The organism is Neotabrizicola paludis (genome assembly GCF_044142105.1).
GTDB lineage: Bacteria > Pseudomonadota > Alphaproteobacteria > Rhodobacterales > Rhodobacteraceae > Pseudogemmobacter.
This window is the reverse complement of the sequence record NZ_JBGTYM010000012.1, coordinates 41,174-63,828: the sequence shown is the minus strand read 5'-3', so window position 1 is coordinate 63,828 and position 22,655 is coordinate 41,174. Positions and strand designations below refer to the sequence as shown.

Here is a 22,655-nt window from a genome sequence, read left to right as displayed (position 1 = left end):
GCGTTCACCGCGTCTCTTGCAGCCGGTGCGACCGCGCAAGCCGCTGCCATCGGGTTCGACTCGATCACCAGCCACAGGTCAAATCCAAACAGCGGCCCGGTTGTTCCGGCGACATCTCCACGCGCTGTTGAGTTTGTCGCCCAGACCAGCGGCGATGTCGGCGAAGTTTGCCGCAACCATCGTTCTCGCCCTGATCGGCGCGGCAGTTCCGCCAAGCGGCACCTGACCAGAGCGGCCCAGAATCGTCGGAAACAGAACAGGGGTGAAACATGCCCGTAGCGGCCTCAAGTGGGAACCGCCGACATGCCTTGCCAGACAGCCGGTCGCACGAATCAAATATTTTATAATAAGATCAATATGGTGCCCGCGGCCGGACTTGAACCGGCACGCCCGAAGGCTGGGGAGTTTAAGTCCCCTGTGTCTACCATTTCACCACGCGGGCCACGCAGGGGCGGCGCCAGTCTAGCCAGATCGGCGGCGGGCGAAAGAGCCAATGGTCGCAAAGCGGATTGCGCTTTGCCGGACCGCCACCGCCGCAGTGCAGCACAGCGATTGACAAGGGACAGGGCGGCCTTCTTTATGACAGGCGAAATGTTCGGGGGAGACCAATGAGCAAGACTTACGAGACAGCCGCCGGCGCACTGGACGGCCTCTTGTCGGATGGAATGCTGATCGCGGCCGGGGGATTCGGTCTGTGCGGCATACCGGAACTTCTGATCGACGCCCTGGTCGCCTCGGGCGTCCAGGACCTTACGGTCGCCTCGAACAATGCGGGCGTCGACGGCTTTGGCCTTGGCAAGCTCTTGGAGACGCGGCAGATCAAGAAGATGATCTCCTCCTATGTCGGCGAGAATGCCGAATTCATGCGCCAGTATCTGTCAGGCGAGCTTGAGCTGGAATTCAACCCGCAGGGCACGCTGGCCGAGCGGATGCGGGCGGGCGGCGCAGGCATCCCCGGCTTCTACACCAAGACCGGGGTCGGCACGGTGATCGCGGAAGGCAAGGATATAAAAGTCTTCGACGGCCAGGAATATATCCTGGAACGGGGAATCGTGGCCGATCTGGCGATCGTGAAGGCCTGGAAGGCCGACCCTTCGGGCAATCTCGTCTTCCGCAAGACCGCGCGCAACTTCAACGCGCCCGCCGCGACCTGCGGCAAGATCTGCGTGGCCGAGGTCGAAGAGATCGTGCCTCTGGGCAGCCTGGACCCCGACCATATCCACCTCCCCGGCATCTACGTGCACCGCATCGTGCAGGGGCCGCATGAAAAGCGCATCGAGCAGCGCACAACCCGCAAGAAGGAGGCTGTGTGATGGCCGGGGAAAGCAAGGGCTGGGATCGGAACCAGATGGCCGCCCGCGCCGCGCAGGAATTGCAGGATGGCTGGTATGTGAACCTTGGCATCGGCATTCCGACGCTGGTGTCGAACTATATCCCCGAAGGCGTGAATGTCACGCTGCAATCGGAAAACGGCATGCTTGGCATGGGGCCCTTCCCCTATGAGGGCGAAGAGGATGCCGACCTGATCAATGCGGGCAAACAGACCATTACCGAATTGCCGCAGACCGCTTTTTTCGATTCCGCCACCTCCTTCGCCATGATCCGGGGCGGCAAGATTGCCATGGCGATCCTGGGCGCGATGGAAGTGGCCGAGAATGGTGACCTGGCGAACTGGATGATCCCCGGCAAGCTGGTCAAGGGCATGGGCGGCGCGATGGATCTTGTCGCCGGCGTGGGCCGGGTGGTCGTGGTCATGGACCACACCTCCAAGCACGGCGAGTCCAAAGTGCTCAAGCAATGCACCCTGCCCCTGACCGGGAAGGCCGTGGTTGATCGGATCATCACCAATCTGGGCGTGCTGGATGTGGTGCCGGGCGGCCTGAAGATCGTGCAGCTTGCCGATGGCGTGACCGAAGCCGAGATGCGCGCAGCGACGGAGGCGACGCTCGTTGACTGAACACATCGTCACCCGCGAAAAGGGCGAAACCAAGGGCCGCTTCGTCATCCGCAAGGAGGGCGCAGAGGCCGAGCTGACCTATTCGATCACCACGCCGACGCTGATCATCGCCGATCACACCGGCGTGCCCGATGCCTTTCGCGGCACCGGCGCGGGGCTGGCGCTGGTCGAGGCGCTGGTCGCCGCGGCGCGGGCCGAGGGATTCAAGATCGTGCCCCTCTGCCCCTTCGTGAATGCCCAGCGCAAGAAACACCCGGAATGGGCGGATGTGTTTCAGGCCTGAGTTTCACCCTGGCGCCGCAACGCGCCAGGGGCCGCAGGCGGACAGTCCAGCGTCTCAACCGCCAGAAGCCGCATTCACCTTGAAGACACAGGGATCGCTGACCAGCATCGGCGGTGTCAGGCACAGGCCCTGCGCCACCTGAAAGGCCGCCAGAACCTTGGGCACGTAGTCGCGCGTCTCGGCATAGGGCGGGACGCCCTGATTGGCCTTAACCGCGCCCTCGCCCGCATTATAGGCCGCAAGAACCATCAGCGGATCGCTGTCGAATTCCTTCATCAGCCAGTTCAGATAGGCCACGCCGCCCTTGATGTTCTGCACCGGATCGGTGCTGTCGGTAACGCCGAAACGCTCCGCCGTGGCCGGCATGAGCTGCATCAGCCCGGTTGCCCCCTTGTTCGATACCGCGTCCTTGCGCCCCGCGCTTTCGATCCCCATCACCGCCAGCACCAGCGCGGGCGAGACGTCGGTGTCCAGCGTCGCGACTAGAATGTCCTTGCCATAGACATCTGCGATGGTCTGCATCGACTGCATCCGCGGCGCGCGGACGGCCGCTCCGCCCGGTCCCTGCGCCAGCGAGGCCATGGCCAGCTCGAAGCGGTCCTGGGCGTTGCCAAGCCCAGTTGGCACCTTGTCCCAGAACCAGGCGTAATTCGACGACGGCGCCGGCGCGATGGAACCGTCCGGCAGCGCCTCGGGAGCGGCGGGTGCCGTAGCGCTGGACAAAGCCGGGTCTTTCCAAGCGGTGGCGGCCAGACGGCGGGCCTGCTCGACCGGGTCGATCTGCACGGTGATCCGCTTGCCGGGCACCGCATCGCTGACCTTGACGCGGCGAAAGGTAAAATCCTCCTGTGCCCGCGCCGGGGACAGCGCGGCCAGAACACCAAGGCCCAGCGTCAATATGCCTGTCAGTCTGCGCATCTTTGCGATGCCTGCCCGCTTTGATTGCCGCCAGACTGGCAGAAGCAGCGCTTTTCGCAAAGTGAATCCTGGCACTCCTCGCGCTTTCCGGCCCGACATAGACCGATATGCCACGTCGGTTTCTGGCAGCCCGCCCCGGGAACGGCGCAAGACTTCCCCTGAATGACCTTAATTCAAGGTTAATCTTCCCTAATCCAGCCATGATCGGCGGCTTTAAGGGACCTACCCCGAAAGGCGGATCGCCCGGTGCAAGATCGGACGGGAAATGCCTGGCGGACAAGATTGCAACTGAACCTTGACAGGAACCTGACCATGAAACTGCTGAACATCTTCAAGCGCTTCCAGAAAGACGAAGACGGCGCCGTGACCGTTGACTGGGTCGTGCTGACCGCCGCCATCGTGGGCCTTGGCCTGATCGTCATGGGCGCCATCCAGCCGGCGATCAAGAACCTGTCGAGCTCGATCGCCACCGAGATCGAAGCCGCCGACGACAACTTCTGATCCCGCGCCGGGTTCAGCCCGGCACCCAGGACAGACTAGGGCCGCGTCTCCGCAAGGGGCGCGGTCCTTGGTTTTTCCGCCCTGGTTCTTCTTCGCTCACGCGCCGCCTGACCCATTGGGAACGCCGCGAAACTGGCCCAAAGGTTTCACCAAATGACCTTAATTTCCGCTTCGTTTTCCAAATTCCCGCCAACATTCACCGGCTTACTGGCTTCATCCCGAAAGGCGGATCGCCCGACACAAGATCGGATCCGAAGATGCCCGGCGGATAGGAATGCCCCCGAACCCCTCGCATAGGAACCTGACCATGAAACTGCTGAACATCTTCAAGCGCTTCCAGAAAGACGAAGACGGCGCCGTGACCGTTGACTGGGTCGTGCTGACCGCCGCCATCGTGGGCCTTGGCCTGATCGTCATGGCCGCCATCCAGCCGGCGATCAAGAATCTGTCGAGCTCGATCGCCACCGAGATCGAAGCTGCCGACGACAACTTCTGATCCCGCGTCGGGCTTGGCCCGGCATATAGGATAGACCAGGGCCGCGCCTCCGCAAGGAGCGCGGCCTTTGGCTTTCGATTCAGACTGCCGCCTGGAGCCAAGGATCGCAACGCTGCCGCGGCGCCCCACCCTTCTCTGTTTCAGATGCGCGTCATTGCCTGCCGCTGCCGTGTTCCGCCCGTCCCTCACGCACATGCCGTCTGTGGCAGCGAATCTGAGCAATGCTGAAAAATGACCCCGAAAATGCCCCAATCCGCGGCCGCCAGACCAAAACCTTGCCACGATCGGGGGGCTATATCGTCTCATCCCGACCGGAACCGGGTGGCGCAGAACAGAGGCTGCGCCAGGTCCGACCGGGAGGATGAAACGAAACTCGATGTAACGTGAAAGGAACCTGACCATGAAACTGCTGAACATCTTCAAGCGCTTCCAGAAAGACGAAGACGGCGCCGTGACCGTTGACTGGGTCGTGCTGACCGCCGCCATCGTGGGCCTTGGCCTGATCGTCATGGGCGCCATCCAGCCGGCGATCAAGAACCTGTCGAGCTCGATCGCCACCGAGATCGAAGCCGCCGACGACAACTTCTGATCCCGCGCCGGGTTCAGCCCGGCACCCAGGACAGACCAAGGCCGCGTCTCCGCAAGGGGCGCGGCCTTGCCGCGAAGGCCGGAAGTACTGCGGGAATTGCACCAAAAGCCCCTGAAAAGCCCGCCGCCACCCCATAGTTTCGCCGCATTTTCCGGGCAGCTTGCCAGAAATGGGCAGGCAGATGGCCCGAGGGATATGGAGATTGCAAAGATGCTTGCCAGACTGAGGTCCTTTGCCCGCAACGATGACGGTGCCATCACGGTCGATTGGGTCGTGCTGACCGCCCTGATCGTGGGAGTTCAGGTTGTGCTTCTGCTCACGCCCATGCGCAACGCGCTGGTCAGTGTCTCGGAATCGATCGGTGCCAAAGCCGAAGAATACGGTGATTTCCTCAACTAGGGCCGAATGGCGCCGGACAGGCGACAACCGGAAAGACTGCCGCGGCATGGGCCGTCGGCAAAGATGAAAAGGGGTCGGGAATGCGGGCAGTTTTCGCATTGGTGCTGGTGGTCGGCATGGCGCTTGCGGGCGCTGCGGTCTACTTGGCGCAGGGCTATATGAGCCAAACACAGAACGCGCTGGCCAAGGCAACGGCCTATCGCGAGAAGACCGGCAAGCTGGTTGAGGTCTATGCCGTCAGCAAACCGATGAAATACGGCGACCCACTGACCAAGGACGATGTGGTCTCGGTCTATGTGCAGGAGAAATTCCTGCCCGCTGGCGCCTTCCGCGTGCCGAAAGAGGGCGACACCGCCCCTGCAGCGGCCACCCCCGCCGCAGCCCCGGCCAAGAAAGGCGATCCCGCGCCGGTGGTTGTGCCGCCGCTGTTCGGCGATGATCAGCAGAAGCCCCGCTTCATCATGCGCTCGATGGAACAGAACGAAATTCTCCTGGTCAGCCGCGTGACCGAGCCGGGCGAAGTGGCCGGGCTGACCGGCAAGCTGGACAAGGGGATGCGGGCCTTCCAGATCAAGGTCGACGTCGCCTCGGGCGTTGCAGGCTTTGTGGCCCCGGACGATCACATCGACATCTACTGGACCGGCACGAGCAGTTCCTCGGTCGGGGGCGAAGTGACCCGGCTGATCGAAAGCGCGATCCGCGTGATCGCCGTGGACCAGGCCTCAGGCGAAGGCCAGATGCTGGCTGGCAATGCCCGTACGGTGACAGTGGCAGGCACGCCCGAACAGGTCGCGCGCCTGGCGCAGGCCCAGGCCACGGGTCGGTTGGCGATGTCGCTGGTTGCCTCGCCCGAGGATGCAGTCTCGGGCCTGGTTGAAGTGGACAGCAACTCGCTTCTCGGCATTCAGCAGCAGGAAGTGGTAGTCGAACGGGCCCCCGAAGTCTGCACCATCAAGACCCGCAAGGGCGCCGACGTGGTGGAAATGCCGATCCCCTGCACCAATTGAGACGGCATAAATCAGGCAGCGCGGCTACCGTATCTGGGGGCCGTGCTGCTTTGCGTTCACCATATTAAGGTTCTGTTGCAAGTTATCCACATCAAGATCCCCCCCCAAGGGTTTGATTCTTGCAAAAAAAGGCTGCATCCGGCAATGTGATGCGGAAAGATGGGCGAAAAGACCCGAAAACCAGAGGCGTGATCGAAAGGGCAGATCACATGAGCATGAAAAAGACCATTGCGGCCGGACTGATCGGCGTTGCCTTGGCAACGACCGCTCCCAGTGCGGCCCATGCGGAAGTTCTGCGTGTGATGACCGGACAGGCCCAAGGCGCCTTGAACGTGCCGATGAACCGCGCGGTTGTCGTCGAAAGCGACGTCCCCTTCTCGGAACTTTCCATCGCGAATCCGGGCATCGCCGATATCTCGACCCTGTCGGACAAGACGATTTATGTGCTTGGCAAGGCGCCCGGGCGGACAACGCTGACGCTGTTGTCGCCCGAGGGCAAGCTGATTTCGAATGTCGATGTGCACGTCACGCCCGACATCGCGGAATTCAAGGAACGCCTGCGCCAGATTCTGCCGGGCGAGAATATCGAAGTACGCACCGCGAATGACGGCATCGTGCTGTCGGGCGTTGTCAGCTCGACCGCCAAGCTTGACCGCGCCCTTGACCTGGCCAGTCGCTATGCCCCCGACCGCGTGTCGAACCTGATGGTGGTCGGCGGCACGCAGCAGGTGATGCTCAAGGTACGCTTCGCCGAGATGCAACGCTCGGTCGCCAAGAACCTTTCGGCCTCGCTGGGTGTGATTTCGAATTCGGGTTCTGTGGGCGGCGGGATCGGCACCGGCGTTCTGGCAGACGGCACGAAGCTCAGCGATTTCATGTCAGGCAAATCGATCACTTCGCCCAATGAGGCGGCGGGACGGATGAGCCTGGGCTTTTCCGCGGGGGCGCTGGAATTCGGTGTGCTGCTCGAAGCACTTGAGAGCAAGGGCATGGTCCGCACCCTAGCTGAACCGAACCTGACGGCGCTGTCGGGCCAGGAAGCCAAATTTCTGGCCGGCGGCGAATATCCGGTTCCCGTGCCCGACAGCGACGGGATCGGGATCGAATACAAGCCTTTCGGGGTCGAACTCAACTTCACGCCCGTGGTGGTTGATGGTGACATCATCAACCTGACGATCAACGCCTCGGTGAGTTCGATCGACACCACGACCGCGATCGAGGCCAATGGCCTAACCGTCAACGCCTTCAAGCGCCGCGAGACCTCGACCACGGTCGAGATGCGCGATGGGGAAAGCTTCGCCATCGCGGGCCTGTTGCAGGACGATTTCCGCAACATCAACGCGCAAGTGCCGTGGCTGGGCGATGTGCCGATCCTGGGCGCGCTTTTCCGTTCGGCCGATTACAACCGGGCGCAGTCGGAACTGGTCATCATCGTCACGCCGCATCTGGTGACGCCGGTCTCGGGCGATGTGCTGGCACTGCCGACCGACCGGGTGCGCATCCCGACCGAGCGTGAGCTGTTCCTTTACGGCGAAGTTGCGGGCAAGCCGAAGAAGGGCGCCGCGGGCGAAGTGGCCCGGCAGGACTTCTCGTCGCCCTACGGCTATGTGATGGAGTGAGGCGGATGCAGCGCGGATTGGGAAGCCTACTTGCGACGACCGCCCTTCTGGCCCTTGCGGCCTGCGGCGACACCTCGACCAGCTTCGACAAGGAGATGGGCGCCGAAGTGGACAAGGGCCAGTTCGGCAATGCCACGATGAACAACACGCTGCTGATGACCGGCGAGATGGAATATACTGTCGCGCTGGCCCAGCGGTTCAATGCCGAAGTCGAAGATACCGTGAACTTCGCCTTCGACAGCGCCACGCTTTCGCCCGAGGCGCAGCAGGTTCTGCTGCAACAGGCGAATTTCATCAAGCAGTTCCCCGAAGTCCGTTTCAAGGTCTTCGGCCATACCGACCTCGTCGGCAGCCAGGGCTACAATTACAATCTGGGCCTGCGCCGCGCGAAGGCCGTGGTCAATTTCCTCGTGGCGCAGGGCATCTCGCGCTCGCGGCTTGAGGCGCTGGTCAGCTATGGCAAGACCCGCCCGATCATCCAGACCAGCGAGCCTGAGATGCGCAACCGCCGCACCGTCACCGAAGTGTCCGGCTTCGTGAAAAACAATCCGATGGTCCTGAACGGCAAATATGCCCAGATCGTGTGGCGCACCTATGCCAATCCGGCCACCACCAGCTCGCTGGCCGAGCGGCCCCACCCGGCCAATATCGAAGTCGTCACGCAGACCAACCCCTCGGGCGGCTGAGACTGTTTAGGGAAATGCGTGGAATACTCCGGCCGGGCGCCATCGCCCGGCCTTTTTCATGCGGATGCTGCGTCGCAGAAAGCGAATTTCTGGCAGATTTCTGTGGATGAATTTCGGTTAACAGTCCGCGGGTTAACGCGACCGCAAGATTCCATGGATTATTGCCGTTTCGGCCCCAATCTCGCCGCTATCGCCCTGCACCTTGTCGGCAATGGGAACGATCATTCGGGGTCAGAAGACCCTGTTGCGCGTGTCCGGGGCTGTACGATTCTTGCCGCATTCCTGTGGCAGCTAAAGCCTTGCGATGCCGCCACTGAAAGGACGTGAGGCAGATGACAAGCGTGGCGACCTTGCAACCGGATCCGGCGCCAATCGTCGCGTGCACTGTTTCACGCGACGTTCAGAATTTCGAGATCCTCATCGACGATATGGAATCCGAACTGGGCGAAGCCTGGGGGGATCTGAGCTTCGACGATGCGGCCATCTTTCTGGACCAGCCGGACTCCGCAACGCTGGAATTCATCGCTGTCGCGGTCGATGCCGCCGACGAAGGTGATCTGAGCCGAATTTCCGCCGTGATCCGCGCCGCCAAGGCGCGGAGGGTACGCGTCATTCTTGTCGCGTCCGAGATCAGTCCAATGGCCCTGCATCAGTTGATGCGCCTGGGCGCCGACGATTTTGTGCCTTACCCCCTGCCCGAAGGTGCGCTGCATGATGCGGTCGAGCGTATCCGCAAGCCGGAACCCACAGCCGCCACACCTGTCCCCGTCGCACCGGAAGCGGCCCCGGTCGAGGATGGCGCAGGCCCCGCGCCCAGTTTCAAGGCCAAGGGCGACCGTCAGGGCGTTCTGCTGCCGGTTCACGGCATGGCCGGCGGCACAGGCTCTTCCACGTTCGCGACCAACCTGGCCTGGGAACTGGCAACGGTGGCCAAGACCGGCGGTCCGCGTGTCTGCCTGCTGGATCTCGATTTCCAATATGGTTCAATCGCCACCTATCTCGACCTGCCCCGCAAGGAAGCCATCTTCGAGGTTCTGACCGATCCCGGCGCGCAAGACAGCGACAGCCTGTTGAAATCGCTGCAAACCTACAATGACAAGCTTTATGTTTTCACCGCCCCGGCCGACATGCTTCCGCTCGACATCATCTCGGGCGAGGATCTGGGTCGGCTGATCGATCTTCTGCTGGCGAATTTCGACTTCGTGGTCATCGACATGCCCTCGACCGTGGTGTCCTGGACCGAGGCGGTGCTGACTCGCAGCCATGTCTATTTCGGCCTTCTCGACCTTGACCTGCGGTCGGCGCAGAACATTCTGCGCTTCGTGCGCGCCCTCAAGGCCGAGGCCCTGCCGTTCGAAAAGCTCCGCTATGTTCTGAATCGTGCACCCCGCTTCACCGATCTTTCGGCGAAAAGCCGGGTCAAGCGCATGGCGGAAAGTCTGGACATCGACATCGAAGTGCAACTGCCCGACGGCGGCGCGCAGGTCACCCAGGCCAATGACCACGGCCTGCCTTTGGCCGAAAGCGCGGCCAAGAACCCGCTGCGCAAAGAACTGCAGAAACTCGCGAAATCGCTCTACGACCTGAACAAGGCCGCGGCGAGCGCCAGGTCGTAAACCCGGGGGATCCCAAACGTGTTCAGCCGCTTCAAGAAAGACGCAGCGCCCGCCGCCCGACCCACCGCTGCCGCCCCAGCGGCTGCGCAGGCCGCGCCGAAGCCCAACCCGACCGCGATGCGCCCCGTCTCGCCCACTCAGTCCGCGCGAAGCCCGGCTGAGGCCGTGGCCGCGGACAAGGAGGCCAAACGCAAGCAGCGGCTGATGGAGCTAAAGCTCGAGATCCACAAACGCCTGCTCGAGACGCTGAACCTTGCCGCGCTGGAACATGCCTCGGAACAGAATCTGAAGGGCGAGATCTCGGCCCTTGCCGGCGAGGCGCTGGACGAGATGTCCATCGCGCTCAACAAGGACGACCGCGCCATCCTGGTGCAGGAGCTTTATGACGAGGTCATGGGCCTTGGCCCGCTGGAGCCGCTTCTGAAAGACGAGACGGTCAACGATATTCTGGTGAACGGGCCGAAACGGGTCTTCGTCGAACGCGCGGGCAAGCTGGAACTGTCGGACGTCACCTTCCGCGACGAACGCCACCTGATGCGGATCATCGACAAGATCGTCTCGGCCGTGGGCCGCCGCGTCGATGAATCGAACCCCTATTGCGACGCCCGTCTTGCAGACGGTTCGCGTTTCAACTGCATGGTGCCGCCGGTCGCGGTGGACGGCTCTCTGGTCTCGATCCGAAAGTTCAAAAAGGAAAAGCTCAAGGTCATGGACCTTGTGCGTTTCGGCGCCTTCACCGAGGAAATGGCCGCCTATCTTCAGGCCGCCGTGTCAACGCGACTGAACATCATCGTCTCGGGCGGCACGGGTTCCGGCAAGACCACCACACTCAATGCGCTGTCGTCCTTCATCGACAATCACGAACGCGTCCTGACCATCGAGGATACGGCGGAACTTCAGCTTCAGCAGGTCCATGTCGGCCGGATGGAAAGCCGCCCCGCCAACGTCGAAGGCAAGGGCGCGGTCAGCCAGCGCGACTGCCTGCGCAACGCCCTGCGGATGCGCCCCGACCGGATCATCGTCGGCGAAACGCGCGGCGAGGAAGTCATCGACATGCTTCAGGCCATGAACACCGGCCATGACGGCTCAATGACCACGATCCACGCCAACAACCCGCGCGACGGCATCTCACGTCTGGAAAACATGGTCGCCATGGCCGGCATCGAAATGCCGCTTAAGGCCGTGCGCAGCCAGATCGCCTCGGCCGTCAACCTGATCGTGCAGGCTTCGCGCCTTCAGGATGGCTCGCGCCGCATGGTCTCGATCACCGAGATCACCGGCATGGAAGGCGAGGTCATCTCGATGCAGGAAATCTTCCGCTACGAGCGCCTCGGGATCGAGCCTTCGGGCAAGATCATCGGCCGCTTCAACGCGACCGGCATCCGCAGCGCCTATTCGGATCGCTTCCGGCAGTGGGGCTTCGACCTGCCGCCGTCGATCTATGAACCGATCGTCTAAGAGGTAGAGCTACCATGGAAATCTCGGCAGCACCGCTGATCTACATCATGATCTTCGTGGCGGTGGTGGTCCTTGTCGAAGGCATCTACCTGACCGTCTTCGGCAAGTCGATCAGCCTCAACAGCCGCATTTCGCGCCGCCTGACGCTTCTGGAAAAGAACGGCAACCGCGAACAGGTTCTGGAGCAGCTCCGCAAGGAGATGAACCAGCACCTCGCTTCGCGTTCGATCCCGCTTTACTCGATCCTTGCCAAGAAGGCGCAGCGCGCGAACATCGCTTTCTCGCCCAAGGCGCTGATCGGCATCATGGCTGGCCTGTCGGTCTTTGCCTTCCTGCTGCTGACCGTGGGCACCGCTGCCGAAATGGGAGTGCGCGTGATCGTCTCCATCGTGATGGGCGTGGGCGGGGTCTATTTCTGGGTGAACAAGAAGGCCAAGGCCCGCATGTCGCTTCTGGAAGAACAGCTTCCCGACGCGGTCGAACTAATGGTGCGATCCCTGCGCGTCGGTCACCCCTTCTCCTCCGCCATCGGCATCGTCGCCAAGGAAATCCCCGATCCGCTGGGGTCCGAATTCGGCGTGATCGCCGACGAGGCCGCCTATGGCCGCGATGTCTCGGAAAGCCTCAAGGCCTTTGCCGAGCGGATGGACAGCCAGGACCTGCGCTTCCTTGCCGTGGCCGTGACGATCCAGCAGCAATCCGGCGGCAACCTGGCCGAAATTCTGGAAGGTCTGGCCAAGGTGATCCGCGCACGCTTCAAGCTGTTCCGCCGGGTTCGCGCCATCACCGCCGAGGCGAAATGGTCCGGCATGTTCCTGTCGGCCTTCCCGATCCTGGCGCTGGTCATGATCAACGTGATCCAGCCCAATTATTACGACGATGTCCGCCAGACCGCGGCCTTCATTCCGGCGGCGCTGGTGGTCTGCGCCTTCCTCGTCATCAACGTGATCTTCATGAAGATCATGGTCAACATCAAGGTCTGAGGCCGCGCCATGCTGTCCACCGTCAACACGTTACTCGTCGACAAGCTGGGGCCGCTGGGGCCGCTGATCGCGGTCGGGATGCTGGGCGTCCTGCTGATCCTCGTCGCCCTGCCAACGATGCTGCGCAAGCAACGCGACCGCTTCGCCGAGTTGAAGAACGAAGCCCGCCCGAAATCGGTGGGCGAGGACAAGAAGCTTCGTCGCGGCGGCCAGGCCGACAAGCTTGAGAAATACGCCCATTTCCTTGAGCCGCAAAAGGCCGAGGAACTGTCGGCCGTGCGGATGAAGCTGCTGCGCGCGGGGTATCCCGACAAAGGCGCAGTGCGGGTGTTTCACGCCGCCAAGATGGTGCTGGGCGTGGGCGCATTGGCGCTGGGGCTGATCTATGCACTGGTTCAATCGGCCACGACAGAAGTCTCGACCCAGTCGATGATCCTCTACACCCTCGTTCCTGGTGCCATCGGCTATTACCTGCCGCAGTACTGGGTCAACAAGCGCATGACCAAACGCCAGAACGAGATTATCGAGGGCTTCCCCGATGCGCTTGATATGATGCTGGTCTGCGTCGAGGCGGGACAGTCGCTTGATCAGTCGATCATCCGAGTCGCGAATGAAAGCCGTGCGGGCTATCCGGCCCTTGCCGACGAATTCGAGATGGTCGCGCATGAGGTCAAGGCCGGCAAAGAGCGTGTCACCGTGCTCAAGGACATGTCGGATCGTGTCGGCATCCCCGACGTTGCCTCCTTCGTGACGACGCTGGTCCAGTCGGCGACCTTCGGCACGTCGATCGCCGAGGCGCTGCGGGTCTATTCGGCCGATATGCGTGACAAACGGGTGATGCGCGCCGAGGAAAAGGCAAACATGTTGCCGACAAAGCTAACTCTTGGCACTATGATGTTCACCGTGCCGCCGCTGATGATCATCCTCATCGGTCCTTCGGTCTATGGCATCGCCACGATGCTGGGGCAAATGGGGACTGGCGGCCCGTGAGGGCAGTGTGACAAGAACAGGCGTAACCGCGCTGATCGTTGCAAGTTTCCTGGCCGCCTGTGGCAACACGGGCGGCTCTGGCCTGTTTGGCGGCGGGGCAAGCCGCAACACTCCCTATGGCGCCGATCCGCGCGGCGCGGGCGTCGATGGCCTGCTCGTCGGCCACCGGCTGATGGCGGCGGGCGAACCTGAACTTGCGCTCAAAGCCTATCTGCGCGCGGCGGGCGAGGATGGTATCACCGTCGACACGCTGTCCGCCATCGGCTCGGCAAATCTGGCGCTGGGCCGTCTGGGCCAGGCCGAACAGATCTTGCGGCGGGCGCTGGAGCAGGACCCGACCTTCGTGCCCGCGCTGAACAACCTGGGCTGCGTGCTGATGGAACGCGGCAAGGTCGGTGAAGCGCGTGTTGTCTTCCAGCAGGCCTATGCGCTTGACAGTGGCCAATCTGACTCGATCCGTGAAAATCTCAAACTGGCTATCGCGCGCAGCGAGACCCCGGCCTATGATGCCGGTGAGGAAGAAGACGCAGGCACGTTCCAGCTCGTGCGCAGGGAGAAGGGGCAATATGTCCTTCTGACCCAGCTCTAGAGCGATAAGAACGGCGAAAGACCCCCGGCCCCGGCCGCGAGGACAAAGATAGAAGACGGGCAGTCAACGAAAAGGACGCGAAATGCGCCACCCTGCTTTGCTTGTTCTGTGCCTTGCCGGCACGACCGCGCTTGCCGCTTGCAACAAGGGCATGTCCGACGCCGAAGTGCAGCGGGCGGTCAAGGACGTGAACGTGATCGACGAGAGCAATCTCAACGACATTATGCTGACCGTGGGCGACCCCAATCAGGCGGTAGCCTATTTCCAGAACTCCCTTCAGAAAGATCCCGGCCGGGTCGATCTGATGCGCGGTCTTGCCAAGTCTCTGGTCCGCGCCCAAAAGCCGCTCGAGGCGGCGAAGGTCTGGGAGACGGTCGTTGCCAGCGCCGAGGGCACCAATGACGACAAGGTCATGCTGGCCGATGCACAGATCCGCGCCAATCTCTGGGACAAGGCCAAGGCCACGCTCTCCAGCGTGCCGCCCACCCACGAAACCTATGACCGCTACCGTCTTGAGGCGATGATCGCCGACAGCGACAAGAACTGGAAGAAGGCGGACAGCTTCTACGAAATCGCCGCCGGTCTGACCGCCAAGCCCGCAGGCGTGCTGAACAACTGGGGTTTCTCGAAGCTGACGCGCAAGGACTACCCCGGCGCAGAAAAGCTGTTCCAGCAAGCGCTGACCTATGAGCCGGGCCTCTTCACCGCCAAGAACAACCTTGTCCTGTCGCGCGCCGCGCAGCGCAAATATGATCTGCCGGTGGTCGAGATGAGCCAGACCGAACGGGCCGAGCTGCTGTACACGATGGCGCTGGCCGCGATCAAGAATGGCGATGTCTCGGTCGGCAAGGGGCTATTGCAGCAGGCGATCGACACCCATCCGCAATATTTCGAGGCTGCCTCGCGCAGCCTTGCGGCGCTGGACGCCAACGTGGCGGGCTGAGGGATGGAGTTCGCCCTGCCGCCGGTCCGGCTTGCGCTGGTTTTCCTGCCCTTCGTGATCCCGATCTGCATCTGGGTCGCCTGGTCTGACATGAAGTTCATGAAGATCCCGAACAAGGCGGTTCTGGCCATGGCAGCGCTTTGGCCACTTCTGGGCTGGATCGCCCTGCCCCTGAATCTTTGGCTCTGGGGTTTCGCGCTTCTGGCCATTGTGCTGGTGGCGGGGTTCCTGGCGAATATCATCGGGCTTTTCGGGGCGGGAGATGCGAAATTCGCGGCCGCCATGGCACCAATCTTCGTGGGCGGAGATATCCGTCTGATCGGCGCGCTCTATGCCACCTGCTCGCTGGCGGCCTTTGCCGCGCATCGGGCGATGAAGCACATGCCCGCCTTCCGCGCGGCGACCCCAGACTGGAAAAGCTGGACCAGTAAGAAATTCCCCATGGGCCTCGCCTTGGCTGGAATGGTGCTTTTCTATCTGCTCGCCGCCTTCCTGCCCAAAGGCTGACATTTTTCTCGGGCATGACGCATGGCGGGGCAATCTGCCCGGTCATTGTCATTTCGGGGGCAACAGATGAACGTCCAGGTCAATACGGCGCCGGTGCCATCGGGCGTGCAGCCCCCTGCCAACCCGCGCTCGCTGGCCGAGACTGGAATCAACACCGTCATCCTGCGCGACCTCCTTCTCAAGACGATGTTCCGCACCAATCTGGACCTCGTCTCGGCCATCGCGAAATCGATCTGCCTTTCCGTGCCGCTGACGCAGGAACTGGTGGATCTTGCCCGCAGCCAGCGCCTGCTTGAAGCGACCGGCACGCTCCATGCCAATGCCGGCAATGAGATGGGCTATCAGCTGACCGATGCCGGCAAAAGCCGCGCCTTGGACGCGCTGTCGCAATCGGAATATTATGGCGCCTGCCCGGTGCCGCTGGACCAATATGCCGAGCAGATCAAGCGCCAGTCGATCCGCAACATCAAGCTGACCCGCGAGCAGCTTCTGTCAGGCATGGGCCATCTGATCCTGCCGCCGGACCTGATCGGCAACCTTGGCCCGGCCGTGACCTCGGGCCGGTCGATCCTGATGTATGGCCCGCCCGGCAATGGCAAGTCCAGTATCTCGCACGGCATCCGCGCCGCCATCGGCGACAAGGTCTATGTGCCGCGCGCCATCGAATATTCCGGGCAGATCATCTCGGTCTATGACCCGATCGTCCATGCCGCCGCCGAAGCCGCGGTGGATGACCCAAACAGCCTGCGCCGCACCTCGAACCGTTTCGACAACCGCTATGTCTATTGCGAACGCCCCTCGGTGATCACCGGCGGCGAACTCTCGCTAGATATGCTGGACCTGGCCTATAATCCCACCGCGCGCACCTATCAGGCGCCCTTGCAGCTCAAGGCCACTGGCGGCATCTTCATCATCGACGACCTTGGCCGGCAGGCCGAACCGCCGCAGAAGATCGTCAACCGTTGGATCGTGCCGCTGGAAGAAAGCCGCGACATCCTTGCCCTGCAATCGGGCGAAAAATTCACCGTGCCCTTCGACACGCTGGTGATCTTTTCGACGAACTTCCACCCGAACGAGATCTTTGACGGCGCCGCGCTGCGCCGGATCTTCTTCAAGATCAAGATCGACGGGCCGGATCAGGCGAATTTCCTGAAGATCTTCGCCATGGTCGCCCGCAAGAAGAAGATGCCGCTGGATGAAAAGGCCCTGATGCATCTGCTGAAGGATCGCTTCCCCACCATCAACATGAACTACGCCAATTACATGCCGACCTTCCTGATCGACCAGATGATCGCCATGTGCGAATTCGAGGGAATCCCCTATCAGATGACCCCCGACCTGATCGACAGGGCCTGGGGCAATATGTTCGTCAAGCAAGAGGCGATCGCGCGCTAAAGCTCGAAGGCGGTGGCCTGACTCGCCTTGTGGTCGACCACCGCGCCCGACCCATCCAGTTTGTCGCGCTCGGTCTTGAGAATGATCATGCGCTCTGGGTCAATCCAGACCTGGCTGACGATGGTGCCGCTGCCGTCCAGAAAGTCCTGGCGCTGATCCAGATGGATGACCGCAATCCTGCAAACGCCCACCGCCAGATCCTCTGCCCCATGCGAGCGGAATGTATAGCGGATCGCCAGCTGATGCGCGCCGGTTGGATCCGTGACCACGGCACTGAGCACGACGTCCTTTTCGAGCGGCAGGTCTTGCGGAGCCGACAGATCCGGCGGGGTCCAGGCCCAGCTCATCGCCGTATCGCCGCTGATCAGGTTGCGCGTGTAAAGCCCGTAGGCCGATTGCATGATCGTTACGGTGCCATCGGCAAATGTTGTCACAGACTCCAGATTTTCATCAGTGATCTGAAAACCCTCTTCCACCAAAGCATCGCCAAAGATCACGCGCGACGGCATTTGTCTGGAGGTGGGACAATCGGCCAGCACCGGTCCGGCGATCAAGGCGCAGGAAAGAAGGGCAAGGCGTAACTGCATGGCGAACCTCGGGGACAAAGGTTGCAAGCGCAACTCTAGACTATCCCGAGACCCCGAGTCGCGCGAGCTATTCCAGGGCGATCACTTCCTGCCCCTTGACGTCGCCCTTCTCGGCAATCTCGCTTTTCAGCGTGATCAGGCTGGGGAGGTGGATCCACTTGGTATTGTCGCCCAGGGGGCGGCCCGCCTCGTTGTTCTTCACAAGCACTTTCAGCGCCGGATAGGTGCAGCCCGCGACGGTGACATCTTCCATGCCCAGCACTTCGACATCTGCAGTAAAGGGACGCGGCGGCAGGAATCCCGGCGTGGTTAGTGTCGCTTCGGCACGAAATGTCGCGCCGGGCACCAGATCGGCCACGCCGGGTAACGCCGTCTTCCAGTCGAAGACCGCCCCTTCACCGTCGCGCAGCGCCGTCAGCGTGAACAACGCAGCCTGCACCGTCATCTCGACGGTCTTGCCGGTTTCCACCACGGTCTGACGATAGAGCAACGAGTCGGGTTTGCGCTCCACCACCTCGACCACGGCACCGGAATTGTAAGTGGCCTTCTGGATGATCTCGGGGCACTCGGCCAAGGCCGCGCCCGGCAAGGCAAGGACGAATGAAAGGGCAAAGAAGCGGGTCATGGAAATCTCCTTAACTGGCACCAGAATGGCTGCGCCTTCCGCGCCGCGCAAGAACGGGAAACCCGAGGGTCAGAAGGTCAGAACGCCCCTTTCCGTCACGATCACGTCAAGCCGCTGATCGGTCGGCTCGATCGGCACTGCTTCCATCTCCTGCGCGGCGAAGGCGAAGCCGACGGCAAGGGTCGGGCGCTTGGCTCGCAACCCTTCCAGCGTGCGGTCATAAAAGCCACCACCGTAGCCCAGCCGATAGCCACGGGTATCAAAGGCCACAAGCGGCACGATCAGCACTTCCGGTTCAATCCAGGCACCCTCGGCGGGGATCATCGCCTTGAACGCCCCCTCGACCAGCGCACAGCCCGGCGCCCATTCGCGGAACTTTAGCGCCTGCCCCGCCCCCAGGATCACCGGCACGCCCACCGGCCCCTGATGCGCCGCCATGGCGGGCATGGGGTCGATCTCGGTCCGCATGGCCATATAGCCTGCCAAAGGTTTCTGCTGATAGGCTGTCAGGAAATCTGCAAGGATTTCCGCTGCCTGCCCCTGTCCCTTCATGTGGGCTTCCTTGCGCGCCGCGAAGGCGCGGGCGCGGGCGTCCGTCTTGACGGCGGAAAGATCGGTCATATCAGCACCAGGGTCGCAAGGCCGAGAAAGGCGAAATAGCCCATCACGTCTGTCAAAGTGGTCACGAAGGTGCCCGAGGCCAGCGCCGGGTCAAGACCCAGGCGATCCAGCGTCAGCGGCACCAGAACGCCGCCCAGCGCCGCGACGATCTGGTTCGCGATCATCGCTGCTGCCAGTACGAAACCCAGATGCCAGTCGCCGAAGATCACGACACCCGCTAGGCCCAGAATCACGGCCAGCCCCAGCCCGTTCATCACCCCTGCCGACAGCTCGCGCCGCACCACGCGCCCCGCATTGGCCCGCGTCAGGTCGCGCGTCGCCAGCGCCCGCACCGCCACGGCCAGGGATTGCGTGCCCGCGATGCCGCCGGTCGACGCGACGATGGGCATCAAAGCGGCCAGCGCCACCAGCCCGGCGATGGTCGACTGGAACTGGCTGATCACGATGGCCGAGAAGCTGGCGGTGAACAGATTCGCCACCAGCCAGGGCAGGCGCTGCTTCACCGTCTCGACCGGGCCATCGGCGACGGTCGATTCGTCGCCCACGCCGGCCAGACGCAGCATGTCTTCCTGATGCTCTTCATCCAGCACATTCATCGCGTCATCGATGGTGATCACACCAACCAGACGGCCACTCTCATCGACCACCGGGCAGGAGATCAGGTGATACTGGTTGAAGATATAGGCCACATCGGCCTCAGGATCGGTCGCCTCGACGGTGCGGAAACTGTCTTCGACAATCTCCTTCAGCTTCACGTCACGGTTCGATGATAGGATGCGCCCCAACGTGACATAGCCGGTCGGCTTCATTCGCGGATCGGTCAGGATGACATGGTAAAACTGGTCGGGCAGCCAGTCGGCCGCGCGCATATGATCGATCGCATCGCCCACCGTCCAATGCTCTGGCCCGACCACCGTCTCGCGCTGCATCAGGCGTCCGGCGGAATATTCCGGGTAGGACAGCGCCTGTTCGACGGCGACGCGGTCGCTGTCATCCAGCGCCTCAAGGATCTTTTCCTGCGCCGGCTCGTCCAGATCTTCCAGGATGTCGACGACATCGTCTGTTTCAAGCTCGCGCATCGCTTCGGCAACACGCGCCTCGGGGAGCGCCTCGATCACCTCTTCGCGGATCGAATCGGACAGTTCCGACAGAACCTCGCCCAGCGCCTCGCCATCGTCGGCGGGATGCCACAGCGCTAGCAGCGCATCGCGTTCGTCGGGGTCGATCTGCTCCAGAAGGTCGGCGATGTCTGCGGCGTGCAACGGCTCGAGCAGGGCGGCAATGGCGGCGACATCGCCCGCCTCGACCGCGGCCAGAACAGCGGTCAGGCGTTCCATCGCCGCCTCTTCCTCGTCCAGTTCTGCCCGGTCTTCCGCCATGCCGCCCCCGTCGCGATTGCGCGGACCTTAACGGAAGGTGTTTCGGGGAAACAGGGGCAATGGGCGGATTCCCTTTCACACGCCATGGCTTATTCTGGCGGTATCAATGCGGAGCGTGAGATGGCCGATCTTCTGTGCGGACAGGTTCTGTCCTTTTCCGGCGACCCCTTCGAAATGGGCGAGGCTGCCGCGCGGCATCTGGCGCAGGGCGCGGTTCTGATCGATCAGGGCAAGGTCGTGGCTGTCGGCGACGCAAGCGCCCTTCGCGCCGCGCATCCGCTAGCAAAACTGCATGACTATGGCCGCGCGCTCATCTCGGCCGGGTTCATTGATGCCCATGTCCACTATCCGCAGACGGCGATCATCGCTTCCTGGGGCAAGCGCCTGATCGATTGGCTGAACCTCTATACCTTCCCGGAGGAGATGCGTTTTTGCGACCCCGCCTATGCCAAGGACATCGCAGAACGCTATCTCGATCTGATCACCGCGCGCGGTACGACCACCGTCTGTTCCTATGCGACGATCCATCCAGCCAGCGTGGATGCGATCTTTACAGCCGCTCAGACGCGCGGGATGCGTCTTTACGCTGGAAAGACCTGCATGGACCGTAATGCGCCCGAGGGTTTGCGCGACACGCCGCAACGCGCCTATGACGAGTCGAAGGCGCTCTTGAACCGATGGGACGGCGTCGATCGCCTGTCCTATGTCATCACGCCGCGATTCTCGCCCACGTCGACGCCAGAGCAACTTGCGGCGCTTGGTGGCCTTTGGGCCGAATACCCCGACTGCCTGATGCAGACCCATCTCAGCGAGCAGACCGACGAGATTGAGTGGGTCCATGCGCTTCATCCGCAGGCCCGCGACTATCTGGACACATACGAGACGCAAGGACTGCTGCGCGAGGGCGCGCTGTATGGCCATGCGATCCACCTGACGGAACGCGAAAAGGCCCGGCTGATCGAGGCGGGGGCGAGCCTGGTACATTGCCCGACTTCGAACACCTTCATCGGCTCGGGCCTGTTCGACATGGGACTGGCGCGCCACCTGCGCGTGGGGCTGGCGACCGACACCGGCGGCGGATCCAACTTCTCGATGCTGCACACCATGGCGGCGGCTTATGAAGTGGCGCAGTTGCGCGGCCAATCCCTGCACCCGGCCCAGCTTTGGTGGCTGGCGACCCAGGGCTCCGCGCGCGCCCTGCGGGCCGAGGAGCGCATCGGCAATATCGCCCCCGGCATGGAGGCCGATCTGGTCGTGGTCGATCTCGTCTCCACCCCCGCCATCGAACAGGCGACGCGGCGGGCCGAGACGATCTGGCAACAAATCTTCCCAACCATCATGATGGGCGACGACCGCGCCATTGCAGCCACCTGGATCAACGGCAGAAAACTCTGATCCCCAAAGAAAAACACCGCCCGGATGGGCGGCGTCCCAATGATTGTCTTTGGTCTCAGCCCGCGGGCGTCGGATAGACAAAGCCCGAAATCGGGTAGACGCGGCCATAGCTGCCGGGCTGGCTTTCGACCTTGACCGAAGACCAGTCGCCCGCCTTGGAGACATCCACCACCTTCATCGCAGTCGAAACCTGATTGCGCTTCCAATTGGCGTGATTGATCAGCAGCTCGCGGTCAGAGACCACGTCCGACACGACCGCGACATGGCCCATCGGCAGCTTCTTGGTGGACGAGAACACCATCACGGCGCCCAGTTCGGGCTCATGGCCGCGCTCATAGACGCCTTTCGCCGCGTTCCACCAGGTTCCGGCATTGCCGCGCAGTTCGACGCCCGAAAGGGTACGGGCATAAGGCACGCACCAGACGCGCTGGCCCCTGGCCTTCTTTTCCTTGACCTCGACAAAGGCCAAGGCCTGCCGACCGGGGTCTATGCCAATTTCCTTGAGAGAGAGTGTGTCTGGGGCCGATTTCGTCGACATCGTGGTCGAGCAGGCGCCCAGCAACCCCAGCATCGCGCAAACAAGAACCAACCGCGGCGCGAAGGCGCCCGAACGTTTCCCCAGCATCTGTCCCCCAGACGGTGTTTTTTCGTTGGGGGTTACTTTCCGCAGGCTCACGCAGGATGCAACACGCTGAAACAGCCCCGTGTGCTGCATGCGCGATAATCCGCCGCTGACCGGGGCAGGCCTCGGCAGCGGGCCGCCATCAGGCGCCCGCGACCAGACAACGCGAAGTCAGAGATCGAGTTCCCAGCCATCGGGATAAAAATCGAACTGAAGCGCGATTCCCGTCGCCAGCTCTTCCCACTGCCAGATTTCTTCGGCCGTCACGGCGATCGGCCCGACCGAAGCGATCAGCGTCTCGCCATCCTTCAGCCGTTTCGAACGAAAGCCCTTTGCGCGCAGCACACGCTCGAACCGCGCCCAGTCGGCGTCGTTCTCTTCGACGAAGAAGGCAAAATCCACGACCGCGCGTTCGGGCAGCTTCACCCCGCGCGACTGGCGGAACGTGTCAAAGGTCTCGCGGCGCTGGCGGGCGTAATCATGGCTCATG

The 22,655-nt window shown here is 62.5% G+C and carries 26 protein-coding genes and 1 tRNA gene; 19 read left to right on the top strand and 8 right to left on the bottom strand.

Features of this window, described 5'->3' with window-relative positions; all coding sequences use genetic code 11:
- Positions 1-358: 358 nt before the first annotated feature.
- Positions 359-442, bottom strand: a tRNA-Leu gene (locus ACED67_RS19900).
- A gap of 166 nt (positions 443-608) precedes the next feature.
- On the opposite strand from ACED67_RS19900, the gene ACED67_RS19895 reads away from it, so the two are divergent.
- Genes ACED67_RS19895 through ACED67_RS19885 form a run of 3 tightly spaced genes read left to right on the top strand, consistent with a single transcriptional unit; the run spans position 609 to position 2,240 of the window.
- Complete coding sequence (locus ACED67_RS19895; protein WP_395543478.1) at positions 609-1,313, top strand: CoA transferase subunit A; 705 nt, start codon at positions 609-611, stop codon at positions 1,311-1,313.
- The gene (locus tag ACED67_RS19890) at positions 1,313-1,957 is read left to right on the top strand and encodes a 3-oxoacid CoA-transferase subunit B (RefSeq protein ID WP_395543477.1); all 645 of its coding nucleotides are present in this window, start codon (positions 1,313-1,315) and stop codon (positions 1,955-1,957) included. Before ACED67_RS19895 ends, ACED67_RS19890 begins: the two co-directional genes overlap by 1 nt.
- Positions 1,950-2,240 (top strand): GNAT family N-acetyltransferase, encoded by a 291-nt coding sequence (locus ACED67_RS19885; RefSeq protein ID WP_395543476.1) that lies wholly within the window; start codon positions 1,950-1,952, stop codon positions 2,238-2,240. Before ACED67_RS19890 ends, ACED67_RS19885 begins: the two co-directional genes overlap by 8 nt.
- A gap of 54 nt (positions 2,241-2,294) precedes the next feature.
- On the opposite strand, the gene ACED67_RS19880 is transcribed toward ACED67_RS19885, so the two are convergent.
- Positions 2,295-3,158: a lytic transglycosylase domain-containing protein gene (locus ACED67_RS19880; RefSeq protein WP_395543475.1), complete on the bottom strand. Its 864-nt coding sequence runs from the start codon at positions 3,156-3,158 to the stop codon at positions 2,295-2,297.
- Positions 3,159-3,470: 312 nt separating this feature from the next.
- Here ACED67_RS19880 and ACED67_RS19875 point away from each other — a divergent pair, with 312 nt between their 5' ends.
- The 15 genes from ACED67_RS19875 (at position 3,471) to ACED67_RS19805 (ending at position 16,936) form a co-directional block, all read left to right on the top strand.
- Positions 3,471-3,659 carry a Flp family type IVb pilin gene (locus ACED67_RS19875; protein WP_395543473.1) on the top strand — a complete coding sequence of 63 codons (189 nt, stop codon included), beginning with the start codon at positions 3,471-3,473 and terminating at the stop codon, positions 3,657-3,659.
- Positions 3,660-3,966: 307 nt separating this feature from the next.
- The gene (locus tag ACED67_RS19870; protein WP_395543474.1) at positions 3,967-4,155 is read left to right on the top strand and encodes a Flp family type IVb pilin; all 189 of its coding nucleotides are present in this window, start codon (positions 3,967-3,969) and stop codon (positions 4,153-4,155) included.
- A 400-nt stretch (positions 4,156-4,555) separates the two neighbouring features.
- Positions 4,556-4,744: a Flp family type IVb pilin gene (locus ACED67_RS19865; protein ID WP_395543473.1), complete on the top strand. Its 189-nt coding sequence runs from the start codon at positions 4,556-4,558 to the stop codon at positions 4,742-4,744.
- Between the two features lie 210 nt (positions 4,745-4,954).
- Positions 4,955-5,143, top strand: a complete 189-nt coding sequence (locus ACED67_RS19860) for a Flp family type IVb pilin (RefSeq protein ID WP_395543472.1) — start codon at positions 4,955-4,957, stop codon at positions 5,141-5,143.
- Positions 5,144-5,223: 80 nt separating this feature from the next.
- Positions 5,224-6,150, top strand: coding sequence for a Flp pilus assembly protein CpaB (gene cpaB / locus ACED67_RS19855; protein ID WP_395543471.1), 927 nt, complete (start codon positions 5,224-5,226; stop codon positions 6,148-6,150).
- Between the two features lie 209 nt (positions 6,151-6,359).
- Entirely contained in the window at positions 6,360-7,769 is a 1,410-nt protein-coding gene (locus ACED67_RS19850; RefSeq protein ID WP_395543470.1) for a type II and III secretion system protein family protein, read from the top strand.
- A 5-nt stretch (positions 7,770-7,774) separates the two neighbouring features.
- The gene (locus ACED67_RS19845; RefSeq protein ID WP_395543469.1) at positions 7,775-8,455 is read left to right on the top strand and encodes an OmpA family protein; all 681 of its coding nucleotides are present in this window, start codon (positions 7,775-7,777) and stop codon (positions 8,453-8,455) included.
- Between the two features lie 332 nt (positions 8,456-8,787).
- Positions 8,788-10,071 (top strand): CpaE/TadZ family protein, encoded by a 1,284-nt coding sequence (locus ACED67_RS19840; RefSeq protein WP_395543468.1) that lies wholly within the window; start codon positions 8,788-8,790, stop codon positions 10,069-10,071.
- Between the two features lie 18 nt (positions 10,072-10,089).
- Positions 10,090-11,529, top strand: coding sequence for a TadA family conjugal transfer-associated ATPase (locus ACED67_RS19835; protein ID WP_395543467.1), 1,440 nt, complete (start codon positions 10,090-10,092; stop codon positions 11,527-11,529).
- A gap of 14 nt (positions 11,530-11,543) precedes the next feature.
- A complete protein-coding gene (locus tag ACED67_RS19830; RefSeq protein ID WP_395543466.1) occupies positions 11,544-12,512 on the top strand; it encodes a type II secretion system F family protein in 969 nt (322 codons plus the stop codon).
- Between the two features lie 9 nt (positions 12,513-12,521).
- Positions 12,522-13,502 (top strand): type II secretion system F family protein, encoded by a 981-nt coding sequence (locus tag ACED67_RS19825; protein ID WP_395543465.1) that lies wholly within the window; start codon positions 12,522-12,524, stop codon positions 13,500-13,502.
- Positions 13,503-13,509: 7 nt separating this feature from the next.
- Positions 13,510-14,091, top strand: a complete 582-nt coding sequence (locus ACED67_RS19820; RefSeq protein ID WP_395543464.1) for a tetratricopeptide repeat protein — start codon at positions 13,510-13,512, stop codon at positions 14,089-14,091.
- An 82-nt stretch (positions 14,092-14,173) separates the two neighbouring features.
- On the top strand, positions 14,174-15,034 hold the full coding sequence (locus tag ACED67_RS19815; protein WP_395543463.1) for a tetratricopeptide repeat protein: 861 nt from the start codon (positions 14,174-14,176) through the stop codon (positions 15,032-15,034).
- A gap of 3 nt (positions 15,035-15,037) precedes the next feature.
- Positions 15,038-15,541 (top strand): A24 family peptidase, encoded by a 504-nt coding sequence (locus tag ACED67_RS19810; protein ID WP_395543462.1) that lies wholly within the window; start codon positions 15,038-15,040, stop codon positions 15,539-15,541.
- A 66-nt stretch (positions 15,542-15,607) separates the two neighbouring features.
- Positions 15,608-16,936 (top strand): DUF8689 domain-containing protein, encoded by a 1,329-nt coding sequence (locus ACED67_RS19805; protein ID WP_395543461.1) that lies wholly within the window; start codon positions 15,608-15,610, stop codon positions 16,934-16,936.
- On the opposite strand, the gene ACED67_RS19800 is transcribed toward ACED67_RS19805, so the two are convergent.
- The 4 genes from ACED67_RS19800 to mgtE all read right to left on the bottom strand — a co-directional run bounded on the left by ACED67_RS19800 (position 16,933) and on the right by mgtE (position 20,148).
- A complete protein-coding gene (locus ACED67_RS19800) occupies positions 16,933-17,523 on the bottom strand; it encodes a hypothetical protein (RefSeq protein ID WP_395543460.1) in 591 nt (196 codons plus the stop codon). The genes ACED67_RS19805 and ACED67_RS19800 overlap by 4 nt on opposite strands.
- Before the next feature lie 67 nt (positions 17,524-17,590).
- Positions 17,591-18,148, bottom strand: a complete 558-nt coding sequence (locus tag ACED67_RS19795) for a hypothetical protein (RefSeq protein ID WP_395543459.1) — start codon at positions 18,146-18,148, stop codon at positions 17,591-17,593.
- Positions 18,149-18,217: 69 nt separating this feature from the next.
- Positions 18,218-18,769: a 5-formyltetrahydrofolate cyclo-ligase gene (locus ACED67_RS19790; RefSeq protein WP_395543458.1), complete on the bottom strand. Its 552-nt coding sequence runs from the start codon at positions 18,767-18,769 to the stop codon at positions 18,218-18,220.
- Positions 18,766-20,148, bottom strand: coding sequence for a magnesium transporter (gene mgtE, locus ACED67_RS19785; protein WP_395543457.1), 1,383 nt, complete (start codon positions 20,146-20,148; stop codon positions 18,766-18,768). The genes ACED67_RS19790 and mgtE overlap by 4 nt, the downstream gene beginning before the upstream one ends.
- Positions 20,149-20,268: 120 nt before the next feature.
- On the opposite strand from mgtE, the gene guaD reads away from it, so the two are divergent.
- Complete coding sequence (gene guaD / locus ACED67_RS19780) at positions 20,269-21,543, top strand: guanine deaminase (protein ID WP_395543456.1); 1,275 nt, start codon at positions 20,269-20,271, stop codon at positions 21,541-21,543.
- A gap of 55 nt (positions 21,544-21,598) precedes the next feature.
- Here guaD and ACED67_RS19775 read toward each other — a convergent pair whose 3' ends face one another.
- Together ACED67_RS19775 and ACED67_RS19770 are read right to left on the bottom strand one after the other, a co-directional pair.
- Complete coding sequence (locus ACED67_RS19775; RefSeq protein ID WP_395543455.1) at positions 21,599-22,168, bottom strand: CHAP domain-containing protein; 570 nt, start codon at positions 22,166-22,168, stop codon at positions 21,599-21,601.
- Positions 22,169-22,336: 168 nt separating this feature from the next.
- Positions 22,337-22,654, bottom strand: a complete 318-nt coding sequence (locus ACED67_RS19770) for a ribonuclease E inhibitor RraB (protein ID WP_395543454.1) — start codon at positions 22,652-22,654, stop codon at positions 22,337-22,339.
- Position 22,655 lies beyond the last annotated feature (1 nt).

What these genes read in the sequence shown, in the direction of transcription:
- ACED67_RS19895 (WP_395543478.1), top strand. Translation starts at nt 609, where the DNA reads ATGAGCAAGACTTACGAGACAGCCGCCGGCGCACTGGACGGCCTCTTG.
- ACED67_RS19890 (WP_395543477.1), top strand. Translation starts at nt 1,313, where the DNA reads ATGGCCGGGGAAAGCAAGGGCTGGGATCGGAACCAGATGGCCGCCCGC.
- ACED67_RS19880 (WP_395543475.1), bottom strand. Translation starts at nt 3,158, where the DNA reads ATGCGCAGACTGACAGGCATATTGACGCTGGGCCTTGGTGTTCTGGCC.
- ACED67_RS19875 (WP_395543473.1), top strand. Translation starts at nt 3,471, where the DNA reads ATGAAACTGCTGAACATCTTCAAGCGCTTCCAGAAAGACGAAGACGGC.
- ACED67_RS19870 (WP_395543474.1), top strand. Translation starts at nt 3,967, where the DNA reads ATGAAACTGCTGAACATCTTCAAGCGCTTCCAGAAAGACGAAGACGGC.
- ACED67_RS19865 (WP_395543473.1), top strand. Translation starts at nt 4,556, where the DNA reads ATGAAACTGCTGAACATCTTCAAGCGCTTCCAGAAAGACGAAGACGGC.
- ACED67_RS19860 (WP_395543472.1), top strand. Translation starts at nt 4,955, where the DNA reads ATGCTTGCCAGACTGAGGTCCTTTGCCCGCAACGATGACGGTGCCATC.
- cpaB (WP_395543471.1), top strand. Translation starts at nt 5,224, where the DNA reads ATGCGGGCAGTTTTCGCATTGGTGCTGGTGGTCGGCATGGCGCTTGCG.
- ACED67_RS19850 (WP_395543470.1), top strand. Translation starts at nt 6,360, where the DNA reads ATGAGCATGAAAAAGACCATTGCGGCCGGACTGATCGGCGTTGCCTTG.
- ACED67_RS19845 (WP_395543469.1), top strand. Translation starts at nt 7,775, where the DNA reads ATGCAGCGCGGATTGGGAAGCCTACTTGCGACGACCGCCCTTCTGGCC.
- ACED67_RS19840 (WP_395543468.1), top strand. Translation starts at nt 8,788, where the DNA reads ATGACAAGCGTGGCGACCTTGCAACCGGATCCGGCGCCAATCGTCGCG.
- ACED67_RS19830 (WP_395543466.1), top strand. Translation starts at nt 11,544, where the DNA reads ATGGAAATCTCGGCAGCACCGCTGATCTACATCATGATCTTCGTGGCG.
- ACED67_RS19825 (WP_395543465.1), top strand. Translation starts at nt 12,522, where the DNA reads ATGCTGTCCACCGTCAACACGTTACTCGTCGACAAGCTGGGGCCGCTG.
- ACED67_RS19815 (WP_395543463.1), top strand. Translation starts at nt 14,174, where the DNA reads ATGCGCCACCCTGCTTTGCTTGTTCTGTGCCTTGCCGGCACGACCGCG.
- ACED67_RS19810 (WP_395543462.1), top strand. Translation starts at nt 15,038, where the DNA reads ATGGAGTTCGCCCTGCCGCCGGTCCGGCTTGCGCTGGTTTTCCTGCCC.
- ACED67_RS19805 (WP_395543461.1), top strand. Translation starts at nt 15,608, where the DNA reads ATGAACGTCCAGGTCAATACGGCGCCGGTGCCATCGGGCGTGCAGCCC.
- ACED67_RS19800 (WP_395543460.1), bottom strand. Translation starts at nt 17,523, where the DNA reads ATGCAGTTACGCCTTGCCCTTCTTTCCTGCGCCTTGATCGCCGGACCG.
- ACED67_RS19795 (WP_395543459.1), bottom strand. Translation starts at nt 18,148, where the DNA reads ATGACCCGCTTCTTTGCCCTTTCATTCGTCCTTGCCTTGCCGGGCGCG.
- ACED67_RS19790 (WP_395543458.1), bottom strand. Translation starts at nt 18,769, where the DNA reads ATGACCGATCTTTCCGCCGTCAAGACGGACGCCCGCGCCCGCGCCTTC.
- mgtE (WP_395543457.1), bottom strand. Translation starts at nt 20,148, where the DNA reads ATGGCGGAAGACCGGGCAGAACTGGACGAGGAAGAGGCGGCGATGGAA.
- guaD (WP_395543456.1), top strand. Translation starts at nt 20,269, where the DNA reads ATGGCCGATCTTCTGTGCGGACAGGTTCTGTCCTTTTCCGGCGACCCC.
- ACED67_RS19775 (WP_395543455.1), bottom strand. Translation starts at nt 22,168, where the DNA reads ATGCTGGGGAAACGTTCGGGCGCCTTCGCGCCGCGGTTGGTTCTTGTT.
- ACED67_RS19770 (WP_395543454.1), bottom strand. Translation starts at nt 22,654, where the DNA reads ATGAGCCATGATTACGCCCGCCAGCGCCGCGAGACCTTTGACACGTTC.